This is a genomic window from Streptomyces sp. NPDC001858 (assembly GCF_053594615.1).
On record NZ_JBSFEV010000005.1, the window covers coordinates 316,168 to 331,594 of the forward strand.

Annotated in this window: 15 protein-coding genes; 8 read left to right on the forward strand and 7 right to left on the reverse strand. The window is 71.4% G+C overall.

The features are described from left to right. Window positions 1–3: 3 nt before the first annotated feature. Window positions 4–1,500: a glycoside hydrolase family 3 protein gene (locus tag ACWCPF_RS10075; protein ID WP_451044500.1), complete on the forward strand. Its 1,497-nt coding sequence runs from the start codon at window positions 4–6 to the stop codon at window positions 1,498–1,500. A gap of 165 nt (window positions 1,501–1,665) precedes the next feature. Here the strand turns inward: ACWCPF_RS10075 and nagB are convergent, their stop codons facing one another. Further along, window positions 1,666–2,451 (reverse strand): glucosamine-6-phosphate deaminase, encoded by a 786-nt coding sequence (gene nagB, locus ACWCPF_RS10080; RefSeq protein WP_451044501.1) that lies wholly within the window; start codon window positions 2,449–2,451, stop codon window positions 1,666–1,668. Between the two features lie 464 nt (window positions 2,452–2,915). On the opposite strand from nagB, the gene ACWCPF_RS10085 reads away from it, so the two are divergent. Then, a complete protein-coding gene (locus ACWCPF_RS10085) occupies window positions 2,916–4,382 on the forward strand; it encodes a PAS domain-containing sensor histidine kinase (protein ID WP_451044585.1) in 1,467 nt (488 codons plus the stop codon). A gap of 205 nt (window positions 4,383–4,587) precedes the next feature. On the opposite strand, the gene ACWCPF_RS10090 is transcribed toward ACWCPF_RS10085, so the two are convergent. Beyond that, a complete protein-coding gene (locus ACWCPF_RS10090) occupies window positions 4,588–4,845 on the reverse strand; it encodes a WhiB family transcriptional regulator (protein ID WP_006380970.1) in 258 nt (85 codons plus the stop codon). 321 nt (window positions 4,846–5,166) lie between these two features. Next, window positions 5,167–6,135 (reverse strand): diacylglycerol/lipid kinase family protein, encoded by a 969-nt coding sequence (locus ACWCPF_RS10095; RefSeq protein ID WP_451044586.1) that lies wholly within the window; start codon window positions 6,133–6,135, stop codon window positions 5,167–5,169. 148 nt (window positions 6,136–6,283) lie between these two features. On the opposite strand from ACWCPF_RS10095, the gene ACWCPF_RS10100 reads away from it, so the two are divergent. Beyond that, window positions 6,284–6,724, forward strand: a complete 441-nt coding sequence (locus ACWCPF_RS10100) for a hypothetical protein (protein ID WP_451044502.1) — start codon at window positions 6,284–6,286, stop codon at window positions 6,722–6,724. A 30-nt stretch (window positions 6,725–6,754) separates the two neighbouring features. Here the strand turns inward: ACWCPF_RS10100 and ACWCPF_RS10105 are convergent, their stop codons facing one another. From ACWCPF_RS10105 to ACWCPF_RS10115, 3 genes are all read right to left on the reverse strand, one after another. Beyond that, on the reverse strand, window positions 6,755–7,891 hold the full coding sequence (locus ACWCPF_RS10105) for an RNA polymerase sigma factor SigF (protein WP_451044503.1): 1,137 nt from the start codon (window positions 7,889–7,891) through the stop codon (window positions 6,755–6,757). 17 nt (window positions 7,892–7,908) lie between these two features. Continuing rightward, a complete protein-coding gene (locus tag ACWCPF_RS10110) occupies window positions 7,909–8,322 on the reverse strand; it encodes an ATP-binding protein (protein ID WP_020130755.1) in 414 nt (137 codons plus the stop codon). 306 nt (window positions 8,323–8,628) lie between these two features. Then, window positions 8,629–8,889, reverse strand: a complete 261-nt coding sequence (locus tag ACWCPF_RS10115; protein ID WP_451044504.1) for a UBP-type zinc finger domain-containing protein — start codon at window positions 8,887–8,889, stop codon at window positions 8,629–8,631. A 60-nt stretch (window positions 8,890–8,949) separates the two neighbouring features. Between ACWCPF_RS10115 and ACWCPF_RS10120 the strand changes: the two genes are divergently transcribed. Further along, entirely contained in the window at window positions 8,950–10,545 is a 1,596-nt protein-coding gene (locus tag ACWCPF_RS10120) for a Na+/H+ antiporter (RefSeq protein ID WP_451044505.1), read from the forward strand. A gap of 7 nt (window positions 10,546–10,552) precedes the next feature. Here the strand turns inward: ACWCPF_RS10120 and ACWCPF_RS10125 are convergent, their stop codons facing one another. Further along, window positions 10,553–11,500: a 1-aminocyclopropane-1-carboxylate deaminase/D-cysteine desulfhydrase gene (locus ACWCPF_RS10125; protein ID WP_451044506.1), complete on the reverse strand. Its 948-nt coding sequence runs from the start codon at window positions 11,498–11,500 to the stop codon at window positions 10,553–10,555. Window positions 11,501–11,609: 109 nt separating this feature from the next. Between ACWCPF_RS10125 and ACWCPF_RS10130 the strand changes: the two genes are divergently transcribed. The 4 genes from ACWCPF_RS10130 (at window position 11,610) to ACWCPF_RS10145 (ending at window position 15,393) form a co-directional block, all read left to right on the forward strand. Further along, complete coding sequence (locus ACWCPF_RS10130) at window positions 11,610–13,016, forward strand: family 2B encapsulin nanocompartment shell protein (protein WP_451044507.1); 1,407 nt, start codon at window positions 11,610–11,612, stop codon at window positions 13,014–13,016. 56 nt (window positions 13,017–13,072) lie between these two features. Further along, a complete protein-coding gene (locus ACWCPF_RS10135) occupies window positions 13,073–14,137 on the forward strand; it encodes a family 2 encapsulin nanocompartment cargo protein polyprenyl transferase (RefSeq protein WP_451044587.1) in 1,065 nt (354 codons plus the stop codon). A gap of 367 nt (window positions 14,138–14,504) precedes the next feature. Continuing rightward, on the forward strand, window positions 14,505–15,104 hold the full coding sequence (locus ACWCPF_RS10140; RefSeq protein ID WP_451044508.1) for a dihydrofolate reductase family protein: 600 nt from the start codon (window positions 14,505–14,507) through the stop codon (window positions 15,102–15,104). 58 nt (window positions 15,105–15,162) lie between these two features. Further along, entirely contained in the window at window positions 15,163–15,393 is a 231-nt protein-coding gene (locus ACWCPF_RS10145) for a hypothetical protein (RefSeq protein ID WP_451044509.1), read from the forward strand. Window positions 15,394–15,427 lie beyond the last annotated feature (34 nt).

The following is a 15,427-nucleotide window of genomic DNA, read 5'->3' on the forward strand; positions in this document are numbered from 1 at the left end:
CCGATGACGACAACCGCGAGCCGCACGGACACCCTGACCCGCGACGCGCTCACCGTCCTGCAACCCGGCTTCCCCGGCACCACCGCCCCCGACTGGCTGCTGCGCCGGCTCGGCGAGGGCCTGGCATCGGTGGGACTGTTCGGCCGGAACATCGCCTCACCCGAACAACTCGCCGCCCTGACCGCCCAGTTGCGCACCGAACGCGACGACGTCCTGGTCGCGATCGACGAGGAGGGCGGAGACGTCACGCGCCTGGAGGTGCGCACCGGCTCCAGCTTCCCCGGCAACCACGCGCTGGGCGCGGTGGACGACGTCTCCCTCACCCGGGAGGTCGCCGCCGAACTGGGCCGCCGCCTCGCCGAGTGCGGGGTCAACCTCAACTGGGCCCCGTCCGCCGACGTCAACTCCAACCCCGCGAACCCGGTCATCGGCGTCCGCTCCTTCGGCGCCGCCCCCGACCTGGTCGCCCGGCACACCGCCGCCTACGTCACCGGCCTGCAGTCGGCGGGCGTCGCGGCCTGCACCAAGCACTTCCCGGGCCACGGCGACACGGCGGTCGACTCCCACCACGCGCTCCCGCGCATCGACGCCGACCCGGCGGTCCTCGCAGCACGCGAGCTGACCCCGTTCCGCGCGGCCATCGCCGCCGGCAGCCGCGCCGTCATGACCGCGCACATCCTGGTCCCCGCCCTGGACCCGGCCCGACCGGCAACGTTGTCCCCGCGCATCCTCACCACCCTCCTCCGCGAGGAACTCGGCTACGACGGCCTGATCGTCACCGACGGCATGGAGATGCAGGCCGTCGCCGCGACCTACGGCATCGAGCGCGGCAGCGTCCTCGCGATCGCCGCCGGCGCCGACGCCATCTGCGTGGGCGGCGGCCTCGCCGACGACGAGACCGTGCGCCGGCTGCGCGACGCCCTGATCACGGCCGTCCGCACCGGCGAACTCCCCGAACAACGGCTGGCGGACGCGGCGGAGCGGGTACGCGCGCTGGCCCGCTGGACGGCGACGGAGGCGAAGACCGGCGGCGCCGCCGCGCACCCGCCCGGGCGCGCCGACATCGGCCTGGTCGCCGCCCGTCGGGCCCTCCGCCTCACCGGCGGCGAGGTCTTCACACCGCTCGTCGAGCCCCCGTTCGTCGCCGCGTTCACCCCGGTCGCCAACTTCGCCGTCGGGGACGAGACCCCGTGGGGCGTCGCCGCGGAACTGCTGCGCCTGCTGCCGGGGACGGAGACGGCGAGCTTCGCGGGCGCGGACGCCGGGCACGCGGCGCTGGTCGCGGCGGGGGAGCGGCGCATCGTCGTGGCGGTCCGCGACGAGCACCGGCACCCCTGGATGGCGACCGCCCTCGACACCGTCCTGACGGCCCGCCCGGACACGATCGTCGTCGAGATGGGCGTCCCCCAGGCCCCACCCCGAGGCGCCCTGCACATAGCCACCCACGGCGCAGCCAGAGTCTGCGGCGATGCAGCAGCAGAGATCATCGCGGGCGCGTAAGGGCTTTTACGTCAGGACGGGGCGCCGGCTCCTTGAAGGACTCGGCACCCCGTCCCACCTAGGGGCGCGGGGCTGTGTTGAATGTGCGGCTACCGCCGCGTGGGCGCGACCAGCCACAGCGCACCCGCGCCCCGCAGACCACCGAACCAGGCAGTCGGATCCGCCCTAGATCCCCTGCCACGCAGGCTTGTTGCCGAAGGTGTAGCGGAAGTAGTCCGCAAACTTCAGCTTCGACGCCGCCCCCTCGTCGACGACAACCGTCGCATGCGGATGCAGCTGCAGCGCCGAGGCCGGGCACACCGCGGCGATCGGCCCCTCGACGGTCGCCGCGACCGCGTCCGCCTTCCCCTCGCCCGTCGCGAGCAGCACCAGGTGCCGCGCCTCCAGGATCGTGCCGATGCCCTGGGTGATGACGTGGTGCGGGACCTGTTCGATGTCGCCGTCGAAGAAGCGCGCGTTGTCGACGCGGGTCTGCTCGGTCAGCGTCTTGATCCGGGTGCGCGAGGCCAGCGAGGAGCAGGGCTCGTTGAACCCGATGTGTCCGTCGGTGCCGATCCCGAGCAGCTGGAGGTCCACCCCGTCGGCCTCGGCCAGCGCGCGGTCGTAACGCTCGCAGGCGCCCTGTACGTCCTCGGCCGTGCCGTCCGGGCCGAGGAACGCCTGCGTCCCGATGCCCAGCGGTTGCAGCACCTCGCGCAGCAGGACCGAGCGGTAGGACTCGGGGTGCTCGGCGGGCAGGCCCACGTATTCGTCGAGCTGCGCGATCCGCGCCCGCGCGGTGTCCACCGCGCCGGCGCGCGCCTTGGCCGCGAGCGCCTCGTAGACGGGCAGCGGGGTGGAGCCGGTGGCCACGCCGAGCAGCGCGTCCGGCTTGCGCCGCAGGAGCTGTGCCATGGCCTCGGCGATGAGCTCGCCGCCCGCCCGGGCGTCCGAAACGATGACAACTTCCACGCTGGCCTGCCGTTCTCGTAGCGCTGTGTATCCGTATATGTGGTTTAGACCAATCTAGCAGGGCTCCCCGAAATTGCCCCTCGTATCTCACTCCGTGGAGGAACCCCTACAGGCTAGGCTGCGTTGTGGACCATAGGGCATGGACACCCTTAGTGGTCTAGTCCACAATGGATGGTGCGGAAACAGCACAAGAACGTCCGTCTTCCCCGCACAGGAGGACGGATCGAGGACCCGGAGCTCTCTGCCCTGACTGCCCCGGCTCCTCACCTTCGGCCTGTGGGACCGCACACCCCGCGGCCGATACTGCTCCGGGCTGCGGTGCCGGGAGGGCTGAGGGTCCCTCTCAGGCGCCGCGGCCCGCGGGTGTTTCCGGGCCTCTTCCCGGGCGCCTCGGGCGCTCGCACGCCACTCGGCGCATTTAGGCCCCCGACAAACCCACAGGTACGCTCGCAGACGTGCCCTCCATGAACGAACTCGTACGCCAGCACACCGCACTCGACGACTCCGACCTCGAGTGGCTCCACCTGCTGGTCTCGGAGTGGCAGCTGCTCTCCGACCTGTCCTTCGCCGACCTGGTCCTGTGGGTCCCCACCCGCGACGGCGCCCGCTATGTCTCCGTGGCCCAGATGCGCCCCAACACGGGCCCCACCTCCTACCAGGACGACATGGTCGGCCACCTCGTCCCGCGCGGCCGCCGCCCGCTGCTGGACGCCGCCCTGGACGAGGGCCGGATCGTCCGCGAGGGCGACCCGGAGTGGCGTGAGGAGGTCCCCGTACGGGTCGAGTCGATCCCCGTGCGGCGTGAGGGCCGCGTCCTCGGCGTCATCGCCCGCAACACCAACCTGCTCACCGTGCGCACCCCGAGCCGCCTGGAGCTCACCTACCTCCAGAGCGCCTCCGACCTCGCACAGATGATCGCGGCCGGCTCCTTCCCGTTCCCCAACCAGCAGATGGACATGGACGCCGCCCCGCGCGTCGGCGACGGCCTGATCCGGGTCGACGGCGAGGGCATCGTCCAGTACGCCTCCCCGAACGCGCTGTCCGCCTATCACCGGATGGGCCTCGCCTCCGACCTGGTCGGCCAGCACCTCGGCCTGACCACCGCCGAACTCGCCCCGACCCGGGGTCCGGTGGACGAGGCGCTCGCCAAGGTCGCCAGCGGCTGGGCCCCCCGCGAGTTCGAGATCGAGGCCAAGGACGGGGTCATCCAGTTCCGGGCGATCCCGCTCAAACCCAAGGGGACCCGCATCGGCGCGCTCGTCCTGCTCCGGGACGTCACCGAACTGCGCCGCCGCGAGCGCGAGTTGATCACCAAGGACGCGACCATCCGGGAGATCCACCACCGGGTGAAGAACAATCTCCAGACGGTGGCCGCCCTGCTCCGCCTGCAAGCCCGCCGGATCGAGTCCGAGCGCGGCCGCGAGGCCCTCGAAGAGGCCGTGCGCCGGGTCGGCTCGATCGCCATCGTGCATGAGACGCTGTCCCAGAACCTGGACGAGCGGGTGGAGTTCGACGAGATCGCCGACCGGGTGCTGGCCATGGTCGCCGAGATCTCACCGGGCAAGGTCGCCGGCCGGCGCACCGGACGCTTCGGGATTCTGGACGCCGAGGTCGCCACCCCGCTGTCCATGGTCCTCACCGAGATCCTCCAGAACGCCCTGGAACACGGCTTCCGCGAGGGCGAGACCGGCACGGTCGAGGTCTCCGCGGTCCGCAGCGGCGGCACGAAGGAGGCCCGCCTCCTCGTCACCGTCCAGGACGACGGCGTCGGCCTCCCCGAGGGCTTCGACCCGCACACCTCCGGCAACCTCGGCCTGCAGATCGTCCGGACACTGGTGGAGGGCGAGTTGGGCGGCGCCTTCGACATGGTCCCGGCGCCGGACCGCGGCACCCGGGTGATCCTGGACATCCCGGTGCGCTCGCAGAAGTGACCGGCGGGAGCGACTCGCAGAAGTAAGAGGTCTGTAAGGGCGGTTGTGCACAGCAAGAAGCCCCGGACCGTTCAGGGGTCCGGGGCTCGAATGCTCGCTGGCAGCTTGTGCTGCGCATCGGGGGTACTGCGCGCTGCGGCTCGGGGGCGGGAGATGCGTACTCGCTGTACGCGCCGCCAAGCTCAGGCTTGTGGGGCGGGTGTTGTCAGGCGGTGGCCTGACGGGCCCGGTTGCGGGCGGCGCGACGCTTCATGGCACGGCGCTCGTCCTCGCTGAGACCACCCCAGACGCCGGAGTCCTGGCCGGACTCGAGCGCCCACTGCAGACACTGCTCCATAACCGGGCAGCGACGGCAGACGGCCTTGGCTTCCTCGATCTGCAGCAGCGCAGGACCGGTGTTGCCGATGGGGAAGAAGAGCTCGGGGTCTTCCTCGCGGCAAACGGCGTTGTGACGCCAGTCCATGGCTGCTACCTCTCCTTGGTATTACGTGCAGGTTGCTTGTGAATGTGAACGCTTTCACGAATCCCTCAACAAGTGAAGGGCCAACCCGCCAGCATGACTGGCGTGGTCCTGTGTGTTTGAAGAGGGGTTCCGGTGATCAGTGGATGCCGGTGTTGCGGGCTGTCCCGATCGCCACGTAGAGACTCGCAAACCTCAGCGGCGGATACAACCCCTACCGGAAAGTTTTTTTTGATTCCTCGGTGTCGACTAGGTCACAGCCGTACTTCCATGGGGTGGACCCTGGCCTAAACGTTCGAGTGAAAGGACTTCCGCCCTTTCTGCTCACACAATCACACGCAGTGCACGGCGTACGCCTGTGAACGTCACGCTCGTTCGCAGCCCGAGGTGGTCGCCGTCCATCTGGAGGGGCAACGGCACCTTCGAATGCAAGGTGAACTGGTCCAGGTCGTGCAGCGAGACGGCATGCTTGCCGTGCGGTCCCCGTTCGGGGGACGAAGTGAGCATCTGGGTGCCATATCGGGCAACCGCGACGGTGGACAGACGGCTGAGACCGAGTACGTCGAGCCCGGTATCGAACGAGGCCTTAGGCGACGCGTACACCGGGCGATTGCCCAGATAGGTCCACGGAGCCGTGTTGCAGACTATGGACAGCACCAAATCGGTCACCGGCTCCGCACCCGCCCGTTCCAGGGTGATCGACCCGTGCCGGCGCTGTGATTCGCCCAACAATTGGCGGACGGCCTGGCGGAGGTAAAGAGCGTGTGTGGATTTCCTGCCGCGCTCCCGCTGCTGCTCCACCCGGCCCACCACCCCGGCGTCGAAACCGAGCCCGGCGTTGAAGGTGAACCAGCGCGACGGCACCGCCTCGTCCTCCGTGCCGTGCGTTCCGGAGGCCAGGCCGAGGCCGACCGTGCGCTCGCTGTTCTCACGCAGCGCGTCCAGCAGCGCGCCGGTGGCCTCCACCGGGTCGTTGGGCAGACCCAAAGCGCGGGCGAAGACATTGGTGGAACCGCCGGGGACCACCGCGAGGCCGGGCAGGTTGTCCGGATCCGGGCCGGCGTGCAGGAGGCCGTTGACGACCTCGTTCACCGTGCCGTCGCCGCCGAGGGCGACCACCAGATCGACGTTTCCGCTGTCCGCGGCCTGCCGGCCCAGGTCACGTGCGTGACCGCGGTACTCGGTCGTCACCGCGTCCAGCTTCATCTCGCTCGCGAGCGCGTGGATGAGGACGTCGCGCGTCCGTGCACTCGTAGTGGTTGCCGCCGGATTGACCACAAGAAGTGCACGCATGAGTTGCAGCGTACCTACTGGGTGGTACCGGGCACAGGCCGAGGTGGGGATCGGGTAAGACATCACGGAGTGAGCCTCGACACGAGCGCCGTGCCCCCGCGCATGGGCGGCCCGAGGTCCGGCGGCGGGTGCGGGCTACCCTTCAGACGTGAGCAGTGAGCAGACCCCGGCCGCCCCGGAAACCGCAGCACCCCGCCCGCGTCGGCTGACGTACGCCGCCGCCCTCGTCGCCCTGGAGGGGCTGACGCTGGTCGTCGGCGGGGTGTGGATGCTCGCCCTGGGGATCACCGGTGATCCGGACGACCGTCAGCAGGCCGTCACCGGCGGGATCACGCTGGTGGTGCTCGCGCTGCTGCCGCTGCTCGCCGCCCGGGGGCTGCTGGGGCTGCGCAGCTGGAGCCGGGGGCCCGCCGTCATCACGCAGATCATGGCGCTGCCGGTGGCCTACAACCTGCTGCAGGCCGACAGCATCGCGATCCCCGCGGGCATCGCGCTCGCGGCCGCGGCCGTCACCTCGCTCGTGCTGCTCGTCAACGCCGAGGCGACGCGGGCCCTCGGGATCCGGGGGCCCGGCCGTACGTCGGAGTGACCGCCACTCCTCGACCGCTCGGCTGCTCCGCTACTCCTCGACGAGGAGCTTCTCCCGCAGCTGGGCCAGTGTGCGCGCCAGCAGCCGGGAGACGTGCATCTGGGAGATGCCGACCTCCTGCGCGATCTGCGACTGGGTCATGTTGCCGAAGAACCGCAGCAGCAGGATCCGCTTCTCGCGCGGCGGGAGATCCTCCAGGAGCGGCTTGAGCGACTCCCGGTACTCGACGCCCTCCAGCGCTTCGTCCTCCGCGCCGAGGGTGTCGGCGACCGCGGGCGACTCGTCGTCGGTGTCGGGGACGTCCAGGGACAGCGTGGAGTACGCGTTGGCGGACTCCAGGCCCTCCAGGACCTCCTCCTCCGAGATCGCCAGTTTCTCGGCGAGCTCGTGGACCGTGGGGGAGCGGCCGTGCTGCTGGGAGAGCTCGGCCGTCGCCGTGGTCAGCGCCAGCCGCAGCTCCTGGAGTCTGCGCGGCACCCGTACCGCCCAGCCCTTGTCGCGGAAGTGCCGCTTGATCTCGCCGACGACCGTCGGGGTCGCATACGTGGAGAACTCCACGCCGCGCTCGGGGTCGAAGCGGTCGACCGACTTGATCAGGCCGATGGTGGCGACCTGGGTCAGGTCGTCCAGCGGCTCGCCGCGGTTGCGGAAGCGGCGCGCGAGATGCTCGACCAGCGGCAGATGCATCCGGACCAGCTGGTTGCGCATCTCCGCGTACTCGGGACTGCCGTCCTTGAGCCCGCGCAGCTCGATGAACATCGCCCGTGCCCCGCTGCGGTCCCCCGCAGCCGGGGGCGCCGGTGGTGTCGGGGGCGCCGGGGATGCCGGTGGCGCCGGTGGGGGTGGTGGTTCGTGCTGCGTGCCGGGCACGCTCTGTTCGCCGTCTCGCTCGTGCTCGCTCATCGTCCCGCCCGTCGCCCTCTGTCGAGCCCTCGCCTCTGCCCGGCCCGGGGGCGAGCCCCCGTTGAGCCTCTCCTGAAGCGAGCCCTGCACGGCACCTTCCGGCAGCTCCGTCCGAACGGAGGCCGAGTCGTCCTCCGGATGCGGCCGGGCCTGCTCGGGGATGCCGTCGACACCGTCCGCCATACGTCGGGAACCGTCCGGAGAGGCTGGAATCTCGGCGTTCTCGGCCGGCAGCTCCCGTGTGCCGCGCTCTTCGTCCCGCACCGGCCCGTCCCCGTTCCTCACGCCGGCCCGGGTCCCGCGCCGCGTTGTTTGTAGAGGCTGATCGTCACGGTCTTGTCCTCGTCGACGGCGGAGGACACCTTGCCCGCGAGGGCGGACAGGACGGTCCAGGCGAAGGTGTCGCGCGAGGGGGCGTGTCCGTCCGTGGTCGGCGCCGAGACGGTGACCTCGAGCGAGTCGTCGACGAGTCGGAACACGCAACTGAGAACCGAGCCGGGCACGGCCTGCTGGAGCAGGATCGCGCAGGCCTCGTCCACCGCGATGCGCAGGTCCTCGATCTCGTCCAGGGTGAAGTCCAAACGGGCCGCCAGGCCGGCCGTGGCCGTCCGCAGCACCGACAGGTAGGCACCCGCAGCCGGCAGCCGGACTTCCACGAAGTCCTGGGTCGCGGGCTCGCCTGCGATCTGGGACACCCTCACCTCCAAGGTGGTACAAGCTTTTCGGGGCCGAGGGTCGCCCCCCGGGGTAACGCGTGTGTGGTGCAGCGGTGACGCTATCGCGCTCTCAGGTTTCCTTTCCCGGGACCCCAACCCCCTGGTCGTCACTCACAGTAAAGCTGTGAACACGCTCCGCGTCTAGAGGTCTGCGGGCCCAAATGGGAAGAGGGCGCGCCGGGTTGACGTACCCAGGCGTCAGATGGTCGAACCGTACCCGCCGGACGGCCGGGGCGTCTCATGAGTTCAACGGTCGCACCACCTCAGAAGTTCACGCGAGCACGGTCAAACCAGGACGTGATCGACGAAGCACCAGCGCCAGTCCTCGCCGGGCTCGAAGGTCCGCATCACGGGATGGTCGGACTCCTTGTGATGCGCCGCGGCGTGCCGGCTCGGCGAGGAGTCGCAGCAGCCGACATGGCCGCACGTCAGGCACAGCCGCAGTTGCACCGGGTGCGTGCCGTCCCGCAGGCACTCCAGACACGTCTCGCTCAGCGGGACGGGTTCGGGGTGGGGCAGCGCGTCGGAGTGCGTGCACTGTTTCATGATTGCCACATTACGACGGGCGCGCGGACGATCGCGCGAAAAAACGAGGGCGGGGGAGACATGGACGTGATGCCACTGCTGCTGCTGGTGGCCGGCAGCGCCGCGATCGCGGCGGCCGCCCGCCGCACGCCGGTGCCCGCGCCGCTGCTGCTGGTGGCGGTCGGCCTGGCGGTGTCGTACCTGCCCGGGGTCCCGGACTACACCCTGGAGCCCGACGTCGTCCTGCCGCTCCTGCTGCCGCCGCTGCTCTACACCTCGGCCACCGACAGCTCCTACCTCGACCTGCGGGCCCAGATGCGGCCGGTGGCCCTGCTCTCGGTCGGCTACGTGCTCTTCGCGACCTTCGCCGTCGGCTGGGCCGCCTACCTGCTCGTCCCGGGCCTGCCGCTGACGGCCGCCCTGGTGCTCGGCGCGGTGGTGGCGCCGCCGGACGCCGTCGCGGCCACCGCCGTGGCGCGCCGGCTCGGCCTGCCCTCCCGGATCACCACGATCCTCCAGGGCGAGTCCCTGCTGAACGACGCCACCGCGATCACCGCCTACAAGGTGGCCCTCGCGGTGGTCGTCGGCGAGGGCGCCTCCTGGGCCGGCGGCATCGAGGAGTTCCTGGTGGCGGCGGTCGGCGGGGTCGCCGCCGGGCTGATCCTCATGGCGCCCCTGCACTGGCTGCGCACCCACCTCAAGGAACCACTCCTCCAGAACACCCTCTCCCTGCTGATCCCGTTCGTCGCCTACGCGGCCGCCGAGCAGTTCCACGCCTCCGGCGTCCTCGCCGTGGTCGTCGTCGCGCTGTACCTCGGCCACCGCGCGTGGGAGGTCGACTTCGCGACCCGCCTCCAGGAGGAGGCGGTGTGGAAGATGGTCGCCTTCGTCCTGGAGTCGGCGGTCTTCGCACTGATCGGCCTGCAGCTCCCGGTCGTCCTGCGGGGCCTCGGCGACTACGAGGGGGCGGACGCCGCCTGGTACGCCGTCGCCCTCTTCCTCGTGGTCGTCGCGGTGCGCTTCCTGTGGGTCTATCCGGCGACCTTCCTGCCCCGGCTGTCGCCACGCGTGCGTGCGCGGGAGACGAACCCGACCTGGCGGGGGCCGATCGTGATCAGCTGGGCGGGCATGCGGGGCGTGGTCTCGCTCGCCATCGCCTTCTCCATCCCGCTCACCGTCGACGACGGCGAAGCGCCCTTCCCGCACCGCAACCTCATCCTGTTCCTCACCTTCACGACCGTCATCGGCACCCTGGTCGTGCAGGGCCTGACCCTGCCCCCGCTGATCCGGCTCCTGAAGTTCCCCGAACCCGACCCCCAGGCCGCGACCCTCGCCGAGGCCAACGCCCAGGCACAGGCCTCCCGGGTCGCCGAGGAGCGCCTGGACGCCCTCCTCGCCGACGAGCGCAACGCCCTGCCCCCACCCCTCGCCGCCCGCCTGCACAGCGTCCTGGAGCGCCGCCGCAACGCCGTCTGGGAGCGCCTCGGCCAGGTCAACCCGATCACCGGCGAGACCATCGACGACACCTACCGCCGCCTCTCGCGCGAGATGATCGGCGCCGAGCGCGAGATGTTCGTCCGGCTGCGCGACGGCCGCTACATCGACGACGAGATGCTCCGCACCCTGCTGCGCCGACTGGACCTGGAGGAGGCCGCGGCCTACCGGGAGACGACATGAGCGGCGCTCACGCGGCGAACGGCGCGCCCGTCACGACGGCCGCGAGACGGGTGCCGGGCGGGAAGGCGCCCTCATCGGCCAGAGCGACAAGGGCGTAGAGCGACTTGGCGACATAGAGCCGTTCGACGGGGATGCCGTGACGCCGTTCGAAGTCCGCCGCGAAGGCCTCCAGCTCGGGGGTGACGCGCGCGTATCCGCCGAAGTGGAAGCGCTCGTCGAGCCGCCACTCGCCCCGCTGGCCCCCGAACGCCTCCTCCTGGAGCGCCTGTATCTCCGCGCCCAGGAAACCGCCCCTGAGCACCGGGACGCCCAGCGCCCGCTGGCCGGGGGCGAGACCGGCGGCCAGGCCCGCGAGCGTCCCGCCGGTGCCGCAGGCGAGCGCGACCACGTCGGCGTGGCCGCGCAGCTCCGCGCCGAGCGCCCGGCAGCCGCGGACCGCCGCCGCGTTGCTGCCGCCCTCGGGGACGACGTACGCGTCCGCCGCGCCGGCCGCGGCCGCCAGCCTCGCCAGCACGTCCGGCTCGGCCTTGCGGCGGTACGTCGAGCGGTCCACGAACCGCAGCCGCATCCCGTCGGCCGCGCAGCGGGCCAGCGACGGGTTCAGCGGCCGATCGGCCAGCTCGTCGCCGCGCACCACGCCCACCGTGGGCAGCCCCAGGAGCCGCCCGGCGGCGGCCGTGGCCCGCAGATGGTTGGAGTAGGCGCCGCCGAAGGTGAGCACCGTCCGCCCCGCCGCCCGTTCCAGGTTGGGCGCCAGCTTGCGCCACTTGTTGCCGATCAGCTCCGGATGGATCAGGTCGTCCCGCTTCAGCAGCAGCCGCACGCCGTGCCGTCCGAACCGGTCGTCGGCCACTTCCTGGAGGGGGGAGGGGAGGCGCGGGCGCAGGTCGGTCACCCGCTCATTGTCGAACACCGTTCGGGGAAACGTGCCTCTTCCCAGCCCGCGGTGATCCATTCCCGCTCTTTCGGGTAATAGCACGAGCACACTCCGTGATGGAAGGGTTGCCCGGGACAAATGCACCGGCGCAGTTCGGCGCCCGTGCATGATCTGGGAGGCAACCTTCATGTCGGTAGGCGAAGAGGTCCGCACGGATTCGGGCAAGCCGCAGCAGAGTCTCGGCACCGCAGCCGCGCGGAACCTGGCCACCACGACCAAGTCCGCACCGCAGATGCAGGAGATCAGCTCCCGCTGGCTGCTGCGGACTCTGCCCTGGGTGGATGTGCAGGGCGGTACGTACCGGGTCAACCGGCGCCTGACATACGCGGTCGGCGACGGCCGCATCACGTTCGTCAAGACCGGCGACCGGGTCGAGGTCATCCCCGCCGAGCTGGGCGAACTGCCCGCGCTTCGCTCCTACGAGGACGAGGAGGTGCTCGCGGAGCTCGCCCAGCGCTGCCGGCAGCGGGAGTTCGGTCCCGGCGAGATCATCGCCTCCTTCGGCAGTCAGAGCGACGAGGTCTACCTGCTGGCGCACGGCCGCGTGGAGAAGGTCGGCAGCGGCCCCTACGGCGACGACCAGGTGCTCGGCGTCCTCGCCGACGGCGCCTACTTCGGCGACCAGGCGCTGCTCGACCCCGACGCCATCTGGGAGTACACCGCCCGCGCGGACACCGCCTGCACGGTGCTGATCCTGGCCAGGCAGGACGTCGAGCAGGTCGCGGAGCGCGCCGACTCCCTGGGCGAGCACCTCCGGCAGCTGCGCGCGATCCCCGAGCAGCGCACCAACAAGTACGGCGAGAAGGAAGTGGACCTCGCCGCGGGCCACGCGGGCGAGCCGGACATCCCGCACACCTTCGTGGACTACGACGCCCGGCCGCGCGAGTACGAACTGAGCATCGCCCAGACCGTCCTGCGCATCCACTCGCGCGTGGCCGACCTCTACAACAAGCCGATGAACCAGACCGAGCAGCAGTTGCGGCTGACGGTCGAGGCGCTCAAGGAGCGCCAGGAGCACGAGCTCGTCAACAACCGGGAATTCGGGCTGCTGCACAACTGCGAGTACGACCAGCGGATCCAGCCGCACGACGGCGTGCCCGGCCCGGACGACCTGGACGAACTGCTGTGCCGGCGGCGCGGCACCAAGATGCTGCTCGCCCACCCGCGCGCGATCTCCGCGATCGGCCGTGAGCTGAACAAGCGCGGGCTCGTCCCCGAGACGATCGACGTCGGCGGGAACCGGATCCCCACCTGGCGCGGGGTGCCGATCTACCCGTGCAACAAGATCCCCGTCACCGAGGCCCGCACCAGCTCGATCATCGCGATGCGTCTGGGCGAGCAGGACCAGGGCGTCATCGGCCTGCGCCAGTCCGGCATCCCGGACGAGATCGAGCCCAGCCTCTCCGTGCGGTTCATGGGCATCAACGAACAGGCCGTCATCAACTACCTGGTCACGGCCTACTACTCGGCCGCGGTCCTCGTGCCGGACGCGCTGGGCGTCCTGGAGAACGTCGAGATCGGCCGCTGGCGGTGACCTTCGCCACCAGGCGGACGCAAGTGCGGGGCAGGGCGCGCGAAAGGCGGAGGTCCATCGGGAGTCAGGGCGGCGGCAGTAGTGGTCCGGGGCCGGGCGACGGACAGGAGGCGGCGGCGATCCTGGAGCGGTCCCGGGCGTCGGTCGACCCCGAACTGCGGGCGGCGATCGACTCGTTGCCCGGCTCGATGCGCCGGATCGCGCTCTACCACTTCGGCTGGGAGCACGCCGACGGCACTCCGGCGGCGGGCAACGCGGGCAAGGCGATCCGCCCGGCCCTCGTGCTCGCCGCGGCCACCGCGCTCGGCGGCCCGGCGGCCCGCGCGGCGGCCGTCCGGGCCGCTGCGGCGGTCGAACTGGTCCACAACTTCACGCTGTTGCACGACGACGTGATGGACCGGGACGCCACCCGCCGGCACCGCCCCACCGCCTGGTCGGTGTTCGGCGTCGCCGACGCGATCCTCGCCGGGGACGCGCTGCAGGCCCTCGCGCTGGGTCTGCTCGCCGGGGATCCGCACCCCGCGTCCGCGCAGGCCGTCGGCCGGGTCGCCGCCTGCGTGGTCGAACTCTGCGCCGGCCAGCAGGCGGACACGGCCATGGAGAGACGCGGCCCCACCGAGATCACCCTCGACGAGGTGCTCGCCATGGCCGAGGCCAAGACCGGCGCGCTGCTCGGCTGCGCCTGCGCGGTGGGCGCGCTGTACGCCGGAGCGGCCGAGGACGACGTCGACGCGCTGGACGCGTTCGGCCGCGAGGCCGGGCTCGCCTTCCAGCTCATCGACGACGTCATCGGGATATGGGGCGACCCGCGGCACACCGGCAAGCCGGCCGGCGCGGATCTCGCCGCCCGCAAGAAGTCCCTGCCGGTGGTCGCCGCGCTGACCTCCGGCACCCCGGCGGCCGGGGAACTGGCCGAGCTGTACGCCGGGCCCTATGAACCGGCCGACCTGGACCGCACGACGCTGGCCGTGGAGCGGGCCGGCGGCCGCGAGTGGGCCCAGGAACAGGCGGCCGACCGCATGTCCCGCGCCATGCACGAACTCGCCCGGGCGATCCCGGACCCGGAATCGGCGGGCGGCCTGCTCTCCTTGGCCGAATTCGTGACCCGCCGCAGCAACTAGGCGCTCTGTTGGGGGTGCCGCGATGTGCCGTCGTTTGGCTGCGGCGCCGTCGTGGCCGGTCGCGCAGTTCCCCGCGCCCCTTCAGGGCGCTGCCGAACCGCAGCCGACTTCGCCCGACCTGCTCAGGCGCTCCGCTGGGGCCCCGCGATGTGCCGCGATCTGCCGTCGTTTCGCTGCGGCGCCGTGGTGGCTGGTCGCGCCCGCGCGGCGGAGCCGCAGATGCCAGCGCCCCGCGCCCCTTCGGGGCGCTGGTCCGGCGGGTCCCGCGCAGCCCCACGGTGGGCGGGGCCCGCCTCTTGACGTCGGGCAGGATCGGCCCTTGAAGTAGTCGGAGCAGTTCCGGCGCAGCCTACGGAAGGATCCCTTCTTGCGAAAGCTCACGTACTTCGTCGCCTGTTCCCTCGACGGTTTCATCGGGGACGCGACCGGGGACGGCTCCGCGATGTTCTCCTTCGTCGACGAGGAGTTCTTAGAATTCCTCAAGACGGAGTATCCGGAGACCCTGCCCACCCACGCCCGCCGCCCGCTCGGCATCGACGACCTGGCCAACCGGCGGTTCGACACGGTCATCCAGGGCCGGGCCAGCTACGACCTCGCGCTGAAGGAGGGCGTCACCAGCCCGTACGCCCATCTGCGCCAGTACGTCGCCTCGCGCACCCTCGCGGAGTCGCCCGACCCGGACGTCGAGATCATCGTGGACGATCTGCTCGGCAGGGTCCGCGAGCTGAAGGCCGAGGACAGTGGCCTAGACATCTATCTGTGCGGCGGCTCCCGCATCGCGGGCGAGCTGTTCGACGAGATCGACGAGCTGGTGATCAAGTCGTACCCGATCGTCTACGGCACCGGCATGCCCATGTTCGGCGCGCGCCCCGACCTGAGCCATTTCGACCTGGCCCGCTTCGCCTTCGGCGGCCTGCGCACCTTCGGCAACGGCGTGGTGGTGCGGACGTACGCCAGGGAGCGCTGAGGCGGGACCGGGCGTACAGCAGGGGGCGCGCGCGCCCGGCCCGGCCTACCCTGAGGAGATGGACAGGGAACAACGCGTCTGTCCCACGTGTGGGCAGCCCGTGCAGTCCGTCATCCAGCGCCACAAGACGCTGGGGGCGTGGGTCCCGCGCTGGGTGCCGGGGCCGTGCCACAACCCGAAGTGCGACGCGCATGTCGGGCCGGACGCCGAGCCCGAGCGGGAGTCCGAAGAGGCGCCCGAGCAGGAGTCCGGGCAGCGGCCCGACGCTCACACCGCCCCGACCTCCTGACATTCGGCCCCGCCGGGCCGCCCGCGCGGCTACC

What these genes read in the sequence shown, in the direction of transcription:
- ACWCPF_RS10120 (WP_451044505.1), top strand. Translation starts at nt 8,950, where the DNA reads ATGGACGTGATGCCACTGCTGCTGCTGGTGGCCGGCAGCGCCGCGATC.
- ACWCPF_RS10145 (WP_451044509.1), top strand. Translation starts at nt 15,163, where the DNA reads ATGGACAGGGAACAACGCGTCTGTCCCACGTGTGGGCAGCCCGTGCAG.
- ACWCPF_RS10130 (WP_451044507.1), top strand. Translation starts at nt 11,610, where the DNA reads ATGTCGGTAGGCGAAGAGGTCCGCACGGATTCGGGCAAGCCGCAGCAG.
- ACWCPF_RS10075 (WP_451044500.1), top strand. Translation starts at nt 4, where the DNA reads ATGACGACAACCGCGAGCCGCACGGACACCCTGACCCGCGACGCGCTC.
- ACWCPF_RS10115 (WP_451044504.1), bottom strand. Translation starts at nt 8,889, where the DNA reads ATGAAACAGTGCACGCACTCCGACGCGCTGCCCCACCCCGAACCCGTC.
- ACWCPF_RS10090 (WP_006380970.1), bottom strand. Translation starts at nt 4,845, where the DNA reads ATGGACTGGCGTCACAACGCCGTTTGCCGCGAGGAAGACCCCGAGCTC.
- ACWCPF_RS10085 (WP_451044585.1), top strand. Translation starts at nt 2,916, where the DNA reads ATGAACGAACTCGTACGCCAGCACACCGCACTCGACGACTCCGACCTC.
- ACWCPF_RS10095 (WP_451044586.1), bottom strand. Translation starts at nt 6,135, where the DNA reads ATGCGTGCACTTCTTGTGGTCAATCCGGCGGCAACCACTACGAGTGCA.
- ACWCPF_RS10125 (WP_451044506.1), bottom strand. Translation starts at nt 11,500, where the DNA reads ATGGATCACCGCGGGCTGGGAAGAGGCACGTTTCCCCGAACGGTGTTC.